Origin of the sequence: Labrenzia sp. THAF187b, assembly GCF_009363375.1 — a bacterium.
Taxonomy (GTDB): Bacteria; Pseudomonadota; Alphaproteobacteria; order Rhizobiales; family Stappiaceae; genus Roseibium; species Roseibium algicola.
The window spans coordinates 40,776-55,479 of sequence record NZ_CP045347.1 but is presented as its reverse complement, the minus strand read 5'-3'; the positions used below and the strand labels follow the sequence as shown (position 1 = coordinate 55,479).

Annotated in this window: 14 protein-coding genes; 3 read left to right on the top strand and 11 right to left on the bottom strand. The window is 55.2% G+C overall.

Annotation, left to right across the window (positions count from 1 at the left end):
• Positions 1–3 precede the first annotated feature (3 nt).
• The 10 genes from trbH to trbB form a co-directional block, all read right to left on the bottom strand.
• Positions 4–471 (bottom strand): conjugal transfer protein TrbH, encoded by a 468-nt coding sequence (gene trbH, locus FIV03_RS31135; RefSeq protein ID WP_040450237.1) that lies wholly within the window; start codon positions 469–471, stop codon positions 4–6.
• 2 nt (positions 472–473) lie between these two features.
• Positions 474–1,271 carry a P-type conjugative transfer protein TrbG gene (gene trbG / locus FIV03_RS31130; RefSeq protein WP_008188355.1) on the bottom strand — a complete coding sequence of 266 codons (798 nt, stop codon included), beginning with the start codon at positions 1,269–1,271 and terminating at the stop codon, positions 474–476.
• Positions 1,272–1,336: 65 nt separating this feature from the next.
• Positions 1,337–1,999, bottom strand: coding sequence for a conjugal transfer protein TrbF (gene trbF, locus FIV03_RS31125; RefSeq protein ID WP_008188241.1), 663 nt, complete (start codon positions 1,997–1,999; stop codon positions 1,337–1,339).
• Positions 2,000–2,014: 15 nt separating this feature from the next.
• Positions 2,015–3,169: a P-type conjugative transfer protein TrbL gene (trbL, locus tag FIV03_RS31120; RefSeq protein WP_008188309.1), complete on the bottom strand. Its 1,155-nt coding sequence runs from the start codon at positions 3,167–3,169 to the stop codon at positions 2,015–2,017.
• Positions 3,170–3,177: 8 nt separating this feature from the next.
• A complete protein-coding gene (locus tag FIV03_RS31725) occupies positions 3,178–3,354 on the bottom strand; it encodes a hypothetical protein (RefSeq protein WP_008188350.1) in 177 nt (58 codons plus the stop codon).
• A 2-nt stretch (positions 3,355–3,356) separates the two neighbouring features.
• The gene (gene trbJ / locus FIV03_RS31115) at positions 3,357–4,148 is read right to left on the bottom strand and encodes a P-type conjugative transfer protein TrbJ (RefSeq protein ID WP_152512510.1); all 792 of its coding nucleotides are present in this window, start codon (positions 4,146–4,148) and stop codon (positions 3,357–3,359) included.
• On the bottom strand, positions 4,126–6,573 hold the full coding sequence (locus tag FIV03_RS31110) for a conjugal transfer protein TrbE (RefSeq protein WP_152512509.1): 2,448 nt from the start codon (positions 6,571–6,573) through the stop codon (positions 4,126–4,128). Before FIV03_RS31110 ends, trbJ begins: the two co-directional genes overlap by 23 nt.
• A 2-nt stretch (positions 6,574–6,575) precedes the next feature.
• Positions 6,576–6,872, bottom strand: a complete 297-nt coding sequence (locus FIV03_RS31105; protein WP_152512508.1) for a conjugal transfer protein TrbD — start codon at positions 6,870–6,872, stop codon at positions 6,576–6,578.
• Entirely contained in the window at positions 6,865–7,224 is a 360-nt protein-coding gene (locus FIV03_RS31100; RefSeq protein ID WP_152512507.1) for a TrbC/VirB2 family protein, read from the bottom strand. Before FIV03_RS31100 ends, FIV03_RS31105 begins: the two co-directional genes overlap by 8 nt.
• Positions 7,214–8,218, bottom strand: coding sequence for a P-type conjugative transfer ATPase TrbB (trbB, locus tag FIV03_RS31095; RefSeq protein ID WP_152512506.1), 1,005 nt, complete (start codon positions 8,216–8,218; stop codon positions 7,214–7,216). The genes FIV03_RS31100 and trbB overlap by 11 nt, the downstream gene beginning before the upstream one ends.
• Positions 8,219–8,997: 779 nt before the next feature.
• Here trbB and FIV03_RS31090 point away from each other — a divergent pair.
• Positions 8,998–10,020: a GSU2403 family nucleotidyltransferase fold protein gene (locus FIV03_RS31090; RefSeq protein ID WP_008188378.1), complete on the top strand. Its 1,023-nt coding sequence runs from the start codon at positions 8,998–9,000 to the stop codon at positions 10,018–10,020.
• Between the two features lie 118 nt (positions 10,021–10,138).
• Here FIV03_RS31090 and FIV03_RS31085 read toward each other — a convergent pair whose 3' ends face one another.
• Positions 10,139–10,585, bottom strand: coding sequence for a MucR family transcriptional regulator (locus FIV03_RS31085; RefSeq protein ID WP_008188254.1), 447 nt, complete (start codon positions 10,583–10,585; stop codon positions 10,139–10,141).
• Between the two features lie 1,737 nt (positions 10,586–12,322).
• Between FIV03_RS31085 and repA the strand changes: the two genes are divergently transcribed.
• Together repA and repB are read left to right on the top strand one after the other, a co-directional pair.
• Complete coding sequence (repA, locus tag FIV03_RS31080) at positions 12,323–13,546, top strand: plasmid partitioning protein RepA (protein WP_008188225.1); 1,224 nt, start codon at positions 12,323–12,325, stop codon at positions 13,544–13,546.
• Positions 13,543–14,595, top strand: coding sequence for a plasmid partitioning protein RepB (repB, locus tag FIV03_RS31075; protein ID WP_008188252.1), 1,053 nt, complete (start codon positions 13,543–13,545; stop codon positions 14,593–14,595). Before repA ends, repB begins: the two co-directional genes overlap by 4 nt.
• Positions 14,596–14,704: the final 109 nt, after the last annotated feature.

The following is a 14,704-nucleotide window of genomic DNA, read 5'->3' as shown; positions in this document are numbered from 1 at the left end:
CCTCTAGACAGTTCTGGTCAAAACGGAAACCGGGCTCGTCGGTGATGCTCCGGTTGGCGTTGCCTGATAGGTCCGTGCCAATTCGACAGTTGGCGTGGTGAGACGAGCGAAGATTTGCCCTGCATCGGAATCGATCGTGTAGGCCAGGGGAATGATGGTATCGCCTAATGGCTGTTGATCCGCTTCGGCGACTGCATACCCCCATCCGCGCAGAGAGCTTTCCAGAGCCAGGGCGAACTCTGAATTGTCAGCCTTGAGGGAAATCGTTCCTGTTCCTGCCCCGACATGCTCGGAGAGTTTCGCAACCATATCGCCGGCGACGATGCTCGCAGCTGAAGGTGACAGGTTGGCGGCATCAATGCTTGTTGTTGGGTTGAACCAACCACTTTCCGACGTCATACAGCCAGCCATCGGCGTTGCCAGAACAGAAATGCCAATGGCCTTTAGAATTGAGCGGCGCGTGTGCGACATGGTCACCCTCCTCTGTTGATACGAATTTTTTGCTGGCTGTAGCCAACACCAGAAACGAGCACCGCTTGGTCGATCATGTAGTCCACGATCATGAGGCTGCCCTTCAGTCGATAATTGACGATCTGGTTCTGTCCACCAGCGGTGACATAGAGAACCGGGGCATCACCGGACGCCATTCCACTCGGAAACTGGATGTAGGTCTTGAGACCGTCCGAATAGACACGTGTCGGCCGCCAGCGGGCTTGACCATGAACACGGAATTTGAAGTCCAGGTTTTCGGCGGGGACGCCTGCACCCGGAATGGTGTTGGCTTCGAGCTGTCGATTAGCCGCCTCGAACTTGGCCTGGATATCTTCCGGGTAATCGAAGCCTACCCGGGCCATGTAACGGTGAATGTCGCTTTGAAGTTTGATCTGATAGGTGCGCCTCGACGTCGTCACCACCATCGATGTGACGAGCCCCGGTTCTGTCGGCTTGATGATCAGGTGAACCGAGTTTCCGGTTGGGCCTCCGGATGTTGCAGGATCCACCTTCCATCGAACCGTATCTCCGACCATGACATTGCGAACAGCTTCCCCGGGCTGCAATTCGATATCGCAGACCTGCAGGGGAGCGCAGACAACGGTTGGCTGGACCTGGCCATAGAGATAGATCACCTTGCCGTCCGGACCTTTGGTGATGACGCCGCGGCCGTTACGCCAGTCGCTCGACAGACCAAGGGCCCGCAGTTCCTTAGCCGTGTAGTCCGCTGCCAAGGTTTGAAGAGGCAGGGCGGTGATGGCAGCTGCGGCCGCGAACAAGCATAAGCCCGCGTGCCGTCTGGTTTTCCGAAACATTCTTCTTACTTTCTGAGCGCGTGGATTGCTTATAGTTGAGCGGTCCAATCGAAGTCCTTGAGATAAAGGCCGATCGGATTGAGCCGGATGATAGATTCGTCCTGTGGAGGCGAGATCGTGACATTTGCTACCCCGCGCCAGCGCTTCGTTTGAAGCTCCTTGCCCTTCCGGTCCCGTTCGATCTCGGTCCAGTCGATCTGATAGGATTGATTGGAGAGTGGCACGATGCTTGTCACCTCGACGGACACGGTGCGAGACTGCGCCCGGTCGAATGGGGAGTTCGTTCGGTAGAAATTGTTGACCTTCTGGGTGGCGACGTCCGTCTGCCGGAGCATCGCATAGACGCGATCGATGTAGCCTTTGGCAACGACTGTATCCGGCGTGACAGAGCGGAAAGTCGCAATCCAGGCTCCGAGCATGGAGCGAACGACGCGTTCGTCGGCATATTCGATCTGAGCCGGGAACCCGCCGATCGCGGGTGTGCCGAGTTTGTCCACCTCGACGATATACGGGACAAGTTTTACCTGGGTGCTCTGGTAGAGCGCAAAGCTGAATCCGATTGTAGCCATCGCCAGGGAAATAAGACCGATGCCCTGCCATGCGCGGGCGGTACGGATGTAGGAGCCGTATCGCTCGTTCCATTCCATCCGTGCGGCAAGATAGGGATTACCAATTGGAGTGTGTTTTGCCATCTAACTGCCTATTGCTCAGGAGGATTTGGGCGAAGATCCGCCAGTTGGCTTGTTCGGTAGGGATTGCCGCAGTTTGTGATTGGCGAGGCCTAGCGCCGAGGCATTTCCTGCATGAGGGGCGCCAGAGAGCTTGTCTGCGGCAGCTGAGGAAAGGGCTGCAAAGGGAGCCATGGCGGCCTGAGCCGCGGCTTGCCCTCTCGAAGATCCATCGTTCCTAGCGGTTTCGTAAGCTACCTTCGCACCGGCGGCCATTTGAGCGCTGCCAATGGCGGTTCCGGCAGCGAAAGTGCTGGTCTGCGTGCCGTGACGAATGACCTCCATGCCGTTGCTGACCGAAGCGCCCTGGACAACTCCTTGCAGGATCTGCGGGACGTACATCGCGACCATGAAAATGACTACTGATATCCCGGCAATTGTAAGTGTGGCGATGAACTCGTCATCCGGTTTTGCGGAATTTGCGAGGCCGATAAGTATTTGAGAGCCAATTCTCGCAATCATCACGAGCCCCAGTAATTTCATTCCAACCGAGAATGCATAAACGAGGTAACGGATTGCGAAGTCTTTGGTGTGGGATAGCCCGCCGAGGCCAAGCATGATTATGCCAGCCAACAGACCAACGTACATTTCCACCATGACGGCCACAAAAATTGCGGCGACAAGCGAAAAACAGATTACTACGACCACCATCGCAATGACCGAAGCTATCGCAAGGCCGTTATCGGCCAACAGTCCGAACTGAACGTTCTTGGACATGATGCTTGCGACATTGATGCCTGAATTAAAAACATTGGCAGGTGAGGCTGAGCCGCCGCCGGCTCCAATCTGGAAAAGACTGTCTACAACAGCCTGTGCGAATTGAGGACCATTCGTCAAAATGAACGCAAACAGGCCGACAAACATAATGCGCCGAACCAATTCGCTAACCCAAGCTTCAAGCGCTGCTGCTTGAACGGCAAGCCAAACCGCGGCGATGCCAAATTCAATGCCCGCAAGGATCCAAAACAGGGACTGGGCGGCGTTCGATATTGTTGTCTCCCAGCTTTTTGCTGCTGATTTTATTTGATCCTCTAAGCTTGTAAGAATTGTGCCGTCTTGCGCGAGTGAAACGCCGGGTACGATCACAAGGAGAAAGATTGCGGTCGTTAGGATAAATGCGCTTTGCTTGGCCATGACATGCCTCAGTTAAAATCGACACTCATCTCCTTGCCGCCAGTTGTGGGCAGCAAGGTTGGAGCTTCACTGGTCGATTTTTCTGAAGCGGGTAGGCTACTGGATAGATTTAGTGAGACATAGATGGCTCCCGAAGCGGAAATGACCAAAATTGCAGCCAAAATTACAAAATACATCGGTTTCATTATCAAAAATCCACTTCCATTTCTTTTCCGCCAGTGACAGGCAAGATTGTCGAATTGAAGAACTTTTCCCTTTTTGACTGAGCGAGGTCGCTCTTCGTCTGCTCGGACTGGTACCAGGTCCCCATCATGGTCATCTGCTGGGAGACAAGACCGCGCAGCTTCTGAATCTGTTCGACTTGCTGCGCTGCGATCTCATGACCCACCTGCAGGGCCTGCTTTTGGCCCGCGGCCGACTGAGAATGCTGCCGGAGCTGGCGCATGGTGTCCTCTTCGGTCGCGAACTGGTCCGAGGTGTATCCGGCCGCTTTCAATGTCGAAGAAATCGTGTCCCGGTTGGTGTCGGACCAGCCTTGGTACATGGTCGAAAACGACTGTCCGTCCGGCAGGCCGTTCTTCGCGAAGTCGGCGTAGCTCTGGAACCGCTGCTTCAGCGTGTCGTCCAGATTGCCCATCGAGAAGGCCATCGCCTGACCCTTCTGAACCAGGCTCTGCAGTTGGCCGAGGTTCTGCTCGACCTCGCCCCAAACCTGCATCGGCAGGGAGAGCGTGTTTTGCAGCATGTTCTCGTAGATGGAGATCTGGTTTTCGATCATCTGGATCTGGTTGCCGATTTGCTGCACCTGATTGGCAATCTGCTCGGCGTTCTGACCGCCGAGGGCAATAAGCTCGCTGTTGTTGAGGATCTGGGTGAACTCGGTCGCGCCGGTCACCGCACCACCGGCTTCAGCCGGTCCTGCAATTCCGATCACACAAAGAACGCTCGCGAGCGATCTAGCCAAGAAGCTGTTCGGCATTGTCGATTCCTCTTTGCTTGAGCCATTCGGCGGGCCATGTGTCGCCGTAGTGGAGGTGAAGGTCTTCGATGCGCTTGAGATCGTCCTTGGCGGACGCCCCGACGAAGGACAGCGTGATCGGGCCGAGCGCCATATCGAAGAGCCGGCGCCCGTCCGGAGACGTGACGTAGTACTCGCGCTTCGGGATCGCGGAGGCGATGATTTCAATTTGCTGGTCGTTGAAGCCGAGCTTTTCGTAAAACGCGCGAGTCCCGGAAACCCGGGCCTCCCCATTGGGCAGGCAAACCTTTGTCGGACAACTTTCCTTCAGGACGTCGATGATGCCGGATCTGTCGGCATCCGAGATCGACTGCGTTGCCAGAACCACCGCGCAATTGGCCTTGCGCAGAACCTTCAGCCACTCCCGAATCTTGTCGCGGAACACTGGATGGCCGAGCATCAGCCAGGCCTCGTCCAGGATGAGCAGGCTTGGTGCCCCGGTCAGGCGTTTTTCGATCCGGCGGAAGAGATACAGCAGGACCGGGATCAGGTTCCGGTCGCCCATGTTCATCAGCTCCTCGATCTCGAAAGTCTGGAAGCTGGAGAGCGAGAGACTATCCACTTCGGCATCGAGGAGCGAGCCCATCGGGCCGTCCACCGTGTAATATTGCAGCGCGTCCTTGATCTCCCGGTTCTGGACGCCCGACACGAAGTCGGTCAGCGACCGGCGCTGCGACTTTGACATCAAGTCAATCTGCGTGGTGATGGCGTTGCGGTGCTCCGGCAGAACCTTCACACCCTGCATTTCGATGAGGGTTTCCAGCCACTCGGCAGCGAACGCCTTGTCGGTGTCGTCCTCGAGTGATGAGAGGGGTGCAAAGGCCAGTGTGTCTGACTTGCCGACGTCATAGTGATCCGCGCCAACGGCCAGCGTCAGCGGGTACATCGACTTGCCCTTGTCGAAGACAAACACTTGGGCGTTCTGATAACGTCTGAACTGAGCGGCGATCAGCGCCAGAAGCGTCGATTTACCCGAACCCGTCGGCCCGAAGATCAGCGTATGTCCCAGATCCCCGACATGGAGGTTGAACCGGAACGGCGAAGAGCCGGACGCAACCTGCATGAGTGGCGGCGATCCAACGGGGTAAAACGGGCATGGCGCGTTTGGTGCCCCAGCCCAAACAGAGTTGAGTGGAGCAAGATCCGCAAGATTGCGCGTGCTTACCAGCGGTTCGCGAACATTGGCATAGGAAACACCCGGCAGGCTCCCAAGAAACGCTTCGGTCGTATTAAGGGTTTCGATGCGGCCGCCAAACCCTTCGTTCTGCACGAGCCGGCGCACCGCCTCGCACTTCTCCTGAAGACGGGTTTGGTTTGTATCAAAAAGAACGATGACAGGCGTGTAGTGGCCGAAGGCGACGAGCTGCGAGTTCGCCTCGGCAATCGCGTCCTCGGTTTCCCCGACCATCACCATGGCGTCCTGATCGAGCGATCCGGAGTTGGTCTTGAAGAGCTGGTCCATCAGTGGCCGCACCTTCTGCAGCCACTTTTTGCGCGTCTTTTCCAGAACAGCTCGCGCCTCGATCGGATCCAGGAAGATGAACCGGCTCGACCAGCGATAGGTGATCGGCATCAGATCGAGCGCATTTAGGATCCCCGGCCAGCTTTCTGCCGGGAACCCGTCGATCGCCACGACGCCGACATAGCGGCCGTCGACAATGGGGTTGAGACCGTGATGGAACTCTGCCGTCACCAGATAGTCGAGATACACGGCAATGTCTGGCAAACGGATCGGATGGTTTTCTCCGATCAGCGCGAAGCGGGCAAACTGCAGCAGGTCATCGTAGCGGCCACGCCTCTCCCCTGCCCTCCCCGCATCTCTTTCCGGCACTTCATGGGTTTCCATGCGCCGGATCGAGACGACATTCGCCATATACTGCTCAAATTCCCGGATCGTTGTCTTGAAGTGCTCAAGCGTCCGGGAGGCAAAAGAGGTGTTGCGGCTGGCCTCGTCCGAATAGATGTATTTCACCAGTTTGGACTTGTTTTTCTCGGGCGGCCGGTAAGTCAAAATAAGCGCGTGCTGGCTTTCGAAATGCCCCTCCCCGGCTTCAAAACGCTGCCGGCGCTCGTCATCGATCAGGGCCGTGATCGGGTCCGGAAAATGCGAGCTTTCCTTGCCCGGATATCCAGTTGAGGGAATGCGAACCGCTTCCATCTGGATCATCCAACCGTTGCCGAGGCGAGCCAGAACCGAATTGATCTGCCTGGAAACTTCATTCCGCTCAAACGCGGTCGAACTCTCGCTGTCCGGCCCGGCAAAATACCAGCCGGCCATCAGACCCCCGTCCTTGAGGAGCACGATGCCGTTGTCGACCAGCGCCGCGTAAGGGAGCAGGTCGGAAAAAGACGGCGCGACGTGCCGGAATTTTTTGAGGGCAACCATCTTCAGTATTTCCGCCAGGGCGTGGATGTCGGCCGGTAATAAGCGCGGTATTTGACGTGCCGCAGATAGACAGCGCGCATCAGAGGGTCCGCCTTGGCCATCATCCGCAGCACGCCAACGACCACGATCCAGATCGCCACGCCGAGCACAGCTGCATAGGGCTTCAGGATCACGAAAATCAGAATGACCGAGGCAAGACCGGTCACGAGCACCAGCTCCCGATCTGCCCCGAACAGCAATGTCGGGCGTGAAAGAGCGCGGTGAATCCGCACTCTGTTGAGGCCCGGCGCATCAGTCACGAACCTGGTCCACGGTTGCCGCGTTCCCTTCGGGAGCAATGCCGATGGAGGCGCCGGAGGATCCGAACAGGCCAACAATGGTGGACGCGCCGAGCAGGACCCCGAGAACCAGAACCACGTAGGCCAGTCGGCGGGCAAAGTCGTTGAGTTCACCGCCGAAGATCAGCATCGCGCCCGCGATCGCCACCGCGATCAGACCAACGGCGCCAGCGACAGGACCGTTGATGGAGGCCTGGATCTGTTGAAGTGGACCTTCCCAGGGAAGCGAACCACCACCAGAGGCAAAGGCTGGTTCAATTAGGTACAGTCCTGCACCGGCGAGAAAGAGAAGAAATACAAAATTACGCGACATGAAGAGTCCCTTGTCTGTCGTTGGAATTTTTGTTGAGGAACTGAGATGCAACTGCTGAGCGGATGTCATAGGTGCCGTCCCGAAAGCCGGATACAGTCACAATGTCTCGAACGATGCGCCCGTGTTCGGGGGAGCGCTCGATCGAGACGATGAGGTCAACCGCTTCTGCGATGACTTGGGGCATTGGCTGCTGAGACACTTCCGCGATCAACTGTTCGAGGCGCGTCAGTGCGGTGAAGGCGTTGTCGGAGTGAACCGTGGAGATGCCGCCCGGGTGGCCCGTATTCCATGCCTTGAGCAGCGTCAGCGCCGCACCATCGCGAACCTCGCCGACAATGACCCTGTCTGGACGCAAGCGCATGGTCGATTTCAGGAGCCGCTGCATATCCACGGTGTCGGACGTGTGCAGGATCACGGCGTTCCTGGCCGCGCACTGGATTTCCGCGGTATCTTCCAGAATGACGAGGCGGTGATCCGGAGCGACCGAAACCATTTCGCCAATGATCGCGTTTGTCAGGGTCGTTTTGCCGGTGCCGGTACCGCCCGAAACCAGAATGTTCTTGCGGCCGGCAACTGCATCACAGATCACGGCGGCCTGGCCGTCCGTCATCACGCCATCCTCGACGTACCTGGAAAGCGGGATGAGCAGCGAAGCCTTCTTGCGGATCGTGAAGGAAGGTTTGGAAACGACCGGTGGCAGAAGACCCTCAAAACGATGACCGCCTATTGGCAGCTCACCGGAAATAATCGGCTTGTCAGAGGTGATTTCCGTGCCGAGCGCATGTGCGACCTTGCCCATGATGATCTGGGCGTCATGGGGCGTTATTTCGCCGGAGAGCACCATGCCTTTACCGACGCTCTCGATGAACAGCTGTCCGTCCGGGTTGAGCATGATCTCAACGACGGCCTCGTCCGACAACGCCGACAAGATTGTTCGCCCAAGCGAATCCTCTAATCCGGCGATAAGTCGGCGGCGGCTTTCACCGTTCCTCAAGGTCCCCTCCCCTACCGGTGAAAGCTGAGATGTTCAGGGGATGGCGCGGCCTCGCCGAGACAGCATTTATCGGACCGGGCACGGGTGAGTGCCCAGGCTCTCCGGAGGTCATTCGGAGCGTCCTTTTATATTTGAGAACAATAAGATGCGGCTACAGCAATCAGTGGTTGATTGCCTTGCGAGAGGGCGCAACCCAACACAGAACGAAGTGTCATCGCAAGGTTGAGAAAAAGTTTTCCACACCTAAGGAGAGTTGTATGAATTGGCAAATATAACAATCTAATGAGGCTACGTCGCCGACCTTTAATCTAGGTCTTAGCTAAAGAGATATTGGACGTTTCGAAGCTTCGTGATCGCAGATCCTTATGGCTGGGGCCAAACCTGGACCTATCAGCCGTGTCAAAAAATCAGGCGCATCTCTGCGCCTACAGAAAGGTTCAATGCACGTGGCTTGATCGACCACGATGTGTCACCCCCGGAAAAACTCTGCAATTGTGCGAATGGATCTTTTTATTGAACGCGGCTAAAAGGGCAAGGTGACCCAGCGTCACGTGCACACCTTTCCAGGCGCGCCCAAGTGTCTTCCTCCCAAGGCTCAACACGGGCGCGCTATTTTTTTGAAGCAGCTGCTCCTTGGTTGCGCGTGGGAGTTCCACACAAAGGACAAGGCGGTTCGGAAGGTGCCGAGATCTTGCTCCTTTTGTACCCCACAAAAAAATTTCTGTGGGATAGCAAATATGCTATTCTTACCCCACGAGAAAAAGTATGTGGGGTAACGTGTGACCATCGACTATCACAGCGCAATCGGCACAGCCGCCTGGACGGACTTGCGACGGTCCCTACGTGACAGCGAAGTGTCGGAGCTGCGCGGCGCGCCACGGTCGAAGGAGGTCGGCTCCAAGACCTATTGGTACGACCACTTCCGCGTCGGGCGGAAAACCATCGACCGGTATATTGGCGAAGACACGCCGGAACTTCGGAGCCGCCTGGAGCGGCAATCGGAGATCGCCAGGGCGGCGAAACTTGCCGAACGGGATCGGGCAAGACTGATGCGGGTGCTGCGGGCGGAAGGCTATCTGTTCGCCGATGTCGGATCCGGCCAGGTGGTTTCGGCCATGGCCAAAGCCGGCGTCTTTCGGCTCGGTGGAACGATCGTCGGTACGCAGGCCTTCCGCTGTTATGAAGGCGAGCTCGGCATCCGGATCGGCTTCGACCAGTCGGCCACGACGGATGACATCGACATTGCAACTTTCGAGCGGTTGTCACTCGCCCTCGCGGACACAGTCGACCCTCCCCTTGCAGAGGTCTTTTCCGAGCTTCAGTTCGATCCCGTGCCTGCGATCGAAAGTGGCAAGACCTGGCGCTGGCGGCAAACACATCGCCAGACCCTGGTCGAGTTTCTGACACCGTCCTTCGAAGAGGATGAGGCCATCCGCGATCTTGCCGCCCTTGGTGTCAGTGCGCAAAGTCTGCATTTTCTCAATTACCTGATTGCCGATCCGATCAGTGTTCCCTTTCTCTATCGCTCAGGCGTGCTGGTGCAGATCCCGCGCCCGGAGCGCTATGCGGTGCACAAGCTCATCGTCGCCGACCGGAGGCAAGGAGGAGCGGATGCACTCAAGGCGCATAAAGACCGGGCCCAGGCGGCATTTCTGATCGAGGTATTGACGGAGACAAGGCCGGACGACCTTGCCGAAGCCTACCAGACCGCATTGGAAACCGGTCCGGAATGGCGCAAGCGCATTACGGCAAGCCTGAAACGCATGCCGGCGACTTCGGCCTTGCTCGATCAGCTTTCTTGACCGGCGGACTTGCCGGCAGGGAACCGGTCGCTGCAGGCACATGCTTCAGAGTGATCGAATTGTGCCCCGCGCACCGGAGGTTCAGCTCCGGCTGGGTCCTGTCCAGGCGAGACAAAAACTAGCTCTTGCTCGCCGACTTGCTCCTGCGACCCTGTTTCCGACCCAGCCCCATTTTCCTGGCGAGATCCGACCGCGCCGCGGCGTAGTTCGGGGCGACCATCGGGTAGTCCACAGGCAGGTTCCACTTGGCCCGGTAGTCTTCCGGCGTCATGTCGAAATGCGTGCGCAGGTGGCGCTTCAGCGATTTGAATTTTTTGCCGTCCTCGAGACAGATGATGTAGTCGCCCAGGATGGACTTTTTGACCGGTACAGCCGGGACAAGTTCTTCAACGGCTGGTTCCTGTACCGTTTGTGCGGCCGAAACGAGAGCCGAATGAACCGTCGCTATCAAAGTTGCCAGATCACCCGAAGCAATCTTGTTGCTCACATATGCGGAAACGATATCCGCAGTCAGATCAACATATACTGGCTCAATAGTTGTGTTGTATTCGGGGGCCTCAGACATTGGGTTCCTTGCAGGTCGATACTGGGAGCTGGGTGTGCGCTGGTTCTAAACTTGTTCCCCTGTGGAGTAAAATCATCGCTTCGGACAGCCAGTGGTCGCTTTACGTTCACCATTGCTCTTGAGCACACCGCGATCGAGCTTTTCGGCCATCCGAACCTGATGTTCACTTCTTTAGGTTGGAGACCCCTGCCCTCGTAATGAATATATCTTACGGTCGGCATCTTCCGGCCGGTCACTTCCTACCTTAGTGCTCGACGGTTGCCATTTAGCATCAGCTGTCTGGGCGGTTCAAAATCGCCGTAGCAATCATTCGCTAGCGTTTACGGTCCTGTTGTATTTTTTGATGGGATTGCCCAGTGGGACCTCAATACTTCTTTGGTAGGAAAAGGGAGACGATGTTTTCACCGCGGGATTCAATTGTTCTCGTGGCCGCAAATCGGGGGAGGGGAGTTCAAGAATTGTTCGCATTCGATTGGAAGGAATGACGTCTCGGAAAAAAAACATCGAAAAAACAATTGCTTGACCCCGTGTCATCTGACACTCCACTCGGAACTAGGTGTTCAGAAACGTATCAAGTCAACAGGTTTGCGGATTCCATTACATCGCAGACGGAACTTCATCTGCGGTGTTTGAGATGATTGCGTTCTGTGTTGCCGATAATGCAGAGTCTGGTCTCGTAGACGGAACCGAGCTCTTGGTCGCCAAGCTGCGTCCAAATGCCGATTTGGCGTGGGTTGGAAATCAATTTCTGGTCATCCAACATGGGAACTTCAAATCGTTGATCCGGGGCTGGAGGTTGGATGTTGCCTAGCGGAGAGGAGGGGGGCTTGGAAATCCAATTGGTCGAATTGTCTCACAACAATTTGGCACGACGCAGTGCTGGTAAATTCATACGATGAACGATGTCAGTACGAACCTTTTGGAAAGAAGGGTTGTTAAAATCTCGTGGCGCCACCTTCTGGAATTGCTTTGCCCGACCTGTCTTAAAAGAAATGCATTTCGACCTAACACAATTGTTTGACGAATGGGTCTACAGGTAGCCGTGAGCGCGGCTTATGTCTGAATAGAACTTGTCATTCAGAGTTGTCGCCGATGTTGGTCTTCTTCGTTCACGCCGCAATTCGTAGGCAACAAGCTTTAAGATGGAGAGAGCTTTTCTGAGGTCTCCTAGCGCAATAACATTGCGCCGAGAGACCTCACTCGAGAACTTGAGTGTCAGTTCGGCAAGAAGACATTTTAGAATTAGACCCCGAATGCGGCGATCTAATAAAAGACCTCTACTTTTTATGGAGTTTCAAGGTGGACATTTGTCATGAAAACGGTGGTGGATACACTGGGCGTCAATCTGACTGCCGTGCGTGAGTGGGCGAAAGGGAATACGAAACCGAGTCATAGCTATCAAAAAACACAGGACGCAACGCGGTCTCCGCGCATCAAAACTTAGACGCCGAACGCCTGATCTCAGGATACATTCGGGTCTTCGCTGATCTGATTCGAATATTATGAGGCGTACATCCTTGTTTAGCTCGCCCTGCGCTTCTGAACAAATGCACCATGAGCAGAGTCTGCCTGCAAGTACTAGTGTGGTCCATTTTCTCTAGGCACACGATATCGTGTCGACGGTGGAAAAGTTAACGGGCGTTAACTAAAAAGCCATTGACAGGAATCACTAATTCGCCCTTAGTTCGCTCTGACGCTTATTTCCGTGTTTTTCAAATTTTTGCGTCGGAGTGGATAATGACAGAAGAAGCCGCAATTTCTGACAAGGAACTGGACCCCAACTCAACAAGGGGAAAAATTGCGCGTTTTTCGTCACTATTGAGCCAGCAAATCAAAAACAACTGGCAACAGAATTATCCTCCGGAGTCGCGTAAGCACTTGCGATCGTTTTCCTCATCTGAAGTTTCGGACCTGATTGGCATCGCGCCCGCAACCTTGCGGCAAATGTCGCTCGACAATGAAGGTCCGCAACCGGCGCGGTCTGATGGGAACCGGCGCATGTACACACTCGATCAGATCAATGAACTTCGATCGTTCCTGGCCGAAAAGCGTCCCGGACAGTCCCTACAGTTTGATCCGCGTCGTCGTAAAGATGACGGAATGCAAATTGTCGCGATCTCCAATTTCAAAGGTGGCTGCGCGAAAACGACGACTGCTTTGCACTTGGCTCAGTTTCTCGCGTTGCAAGGCCTCCGCGTTCTCGCAATCGACCTTGATACACAAGCAAGTCTGACGGAGATGCTGGGTGTTCAGCCGGTCTTGGAAGTAGGCGACAACGAAACGGTGTTTGGCGTTCTGCGTTACGATGATGAACGTCGGCCACTTCCGGAGGTAATTCGACCGACCTACTTTGCGGGCCTGGATCTTGTTCCAGGCCAGAGCGAGCTGCAGTATTTCGATTACGAAACGCCAGCCGCCATCATCAGCAACAAATACGTGGGAGACGAATACTTTATTCGCCGGTTGGCGACTGCACTGAGAAGCGTGGAGGATCGTTACGATGTAGTCGTAATCGATGCGCCACCGCAATTGTCGTATCTGACATTAAACGCTGTATTTGCCGCTACCGGGCTAATTATCCCTGTACAGTCCGCGATGATCGACGTCGCAAGTATGAACCAGTTTTTGTACATGATGGACGAAATGCTGGAACAAATGGCTCACTTTGGTGCGCCTGTCGATCATGAGTTCATGCGGTTTCTTTTGACCAGACATATTCCCCACGATGTTCCACAGGTGAATATTGCAGCGATGCTTCGGTCTCTCTTTGGAGAAAGCGTCTTGACTGCTGCAGTTGTAGAGACCACTGCGATCACAAATGCCGGTCTGGAAAACAAAACGTTGTACGAACTCGAAAAAGGGTCTGTCGGACGCGACACGTACAATCGCGCCATAGAATCCGTAAATGCTGCCAACACTGAGATCTTCCAAGAGATCCTGAAAGTCTGGGGACGCTCATGAACAAAGCATCCAACCGGGCGAAACGCCTTGCCGGCATGTTTGGTGCCGTAGACCCGAACGAACTTGCCAAACAAGCTGAAGTCGAGAAATCGGACAAGACTACGAGTCGGCCCATGACGACTGCTCCGACGAAAGCACTGCAGGCGAGTTTTGCAAGCATCGAAGAAGAAAACCTGCGGCTGAAAGCCGAGCTTGAAAAATCCCAAACCGTTGAACTCGACCCCGTCACCGTGCGGGCTTCCATCATTCAAGACCGTCTTGAATGGACCGACGATGACCCGGATTTTCAAAGCCTGGTGACTTCCATTAAGGAAGAAGGCCAACGACTCCCCATCCTTGTCCGTCCACATCCGGCAGAAAATGGTCAGTACCAACTGGCGTATGGAGCGCGGCGCAATCGTGCTTGCATGGTTCTTGGGCAAAAGGTGAAAGCTTACGTTCAAGAACTTTCTGACGAAGAGCTTGTCATTGCTCAAGGTCTTGAAAATAATGAACGAAAGAACCTGTCCTTCATTGAGCAGGCGGTATACGCAGTCGCCCTTTTGGAAGCCGGTTTCACGCGTAAGCTTGTAGCCAAGTCTGTTGGAGTTGCCTCTGACACAACGATTTCGAAAATGTCTGCAATCGTCGCTTTGGTGCCAGCTGATATCTTTCGTTTGATTGGACCTGCCCCCAAGATCGGCCGAAATCGTTGGGAGGCTTTTGCGAGTCTCGCTGATCGAGGTGCAAAGAAGTCTTCGATTCTCGAAGCGGTGCGTGCTCTACCCGAAAGCGCAGTGTGGAAAGGGGCTGACTCCAACAAGCGTTTCGAACTGGCTTATCGGACAGCTGAAAAAGCAGACAAGTTCAGGACGACGAAATCCAGAGCTGAAAAGTCTCGATTGGAGAACGAAGGTCGCTCGTTCGGAACGATGGAGCAATCCAGCAACGCTGTCAAAATCTTCCTAGATGCGAAGAAAGAGCCGGCTTTTGCTCAGTTTGTCGCAGACAAGATGACGGCGTTGATTGAAGAGTTCAAAAAAGGCGAAGGGAAACAAGCGAGCAAATAAAAGCATGAAGCAAAGAACCCGCCACGTGGGCGGGTCCTCGTTGAGATAAGCACGAGTGCCTATGATCTCAGTCTAGCAGCTCTGATTCTAGAATCACTCGCAGCGCAAC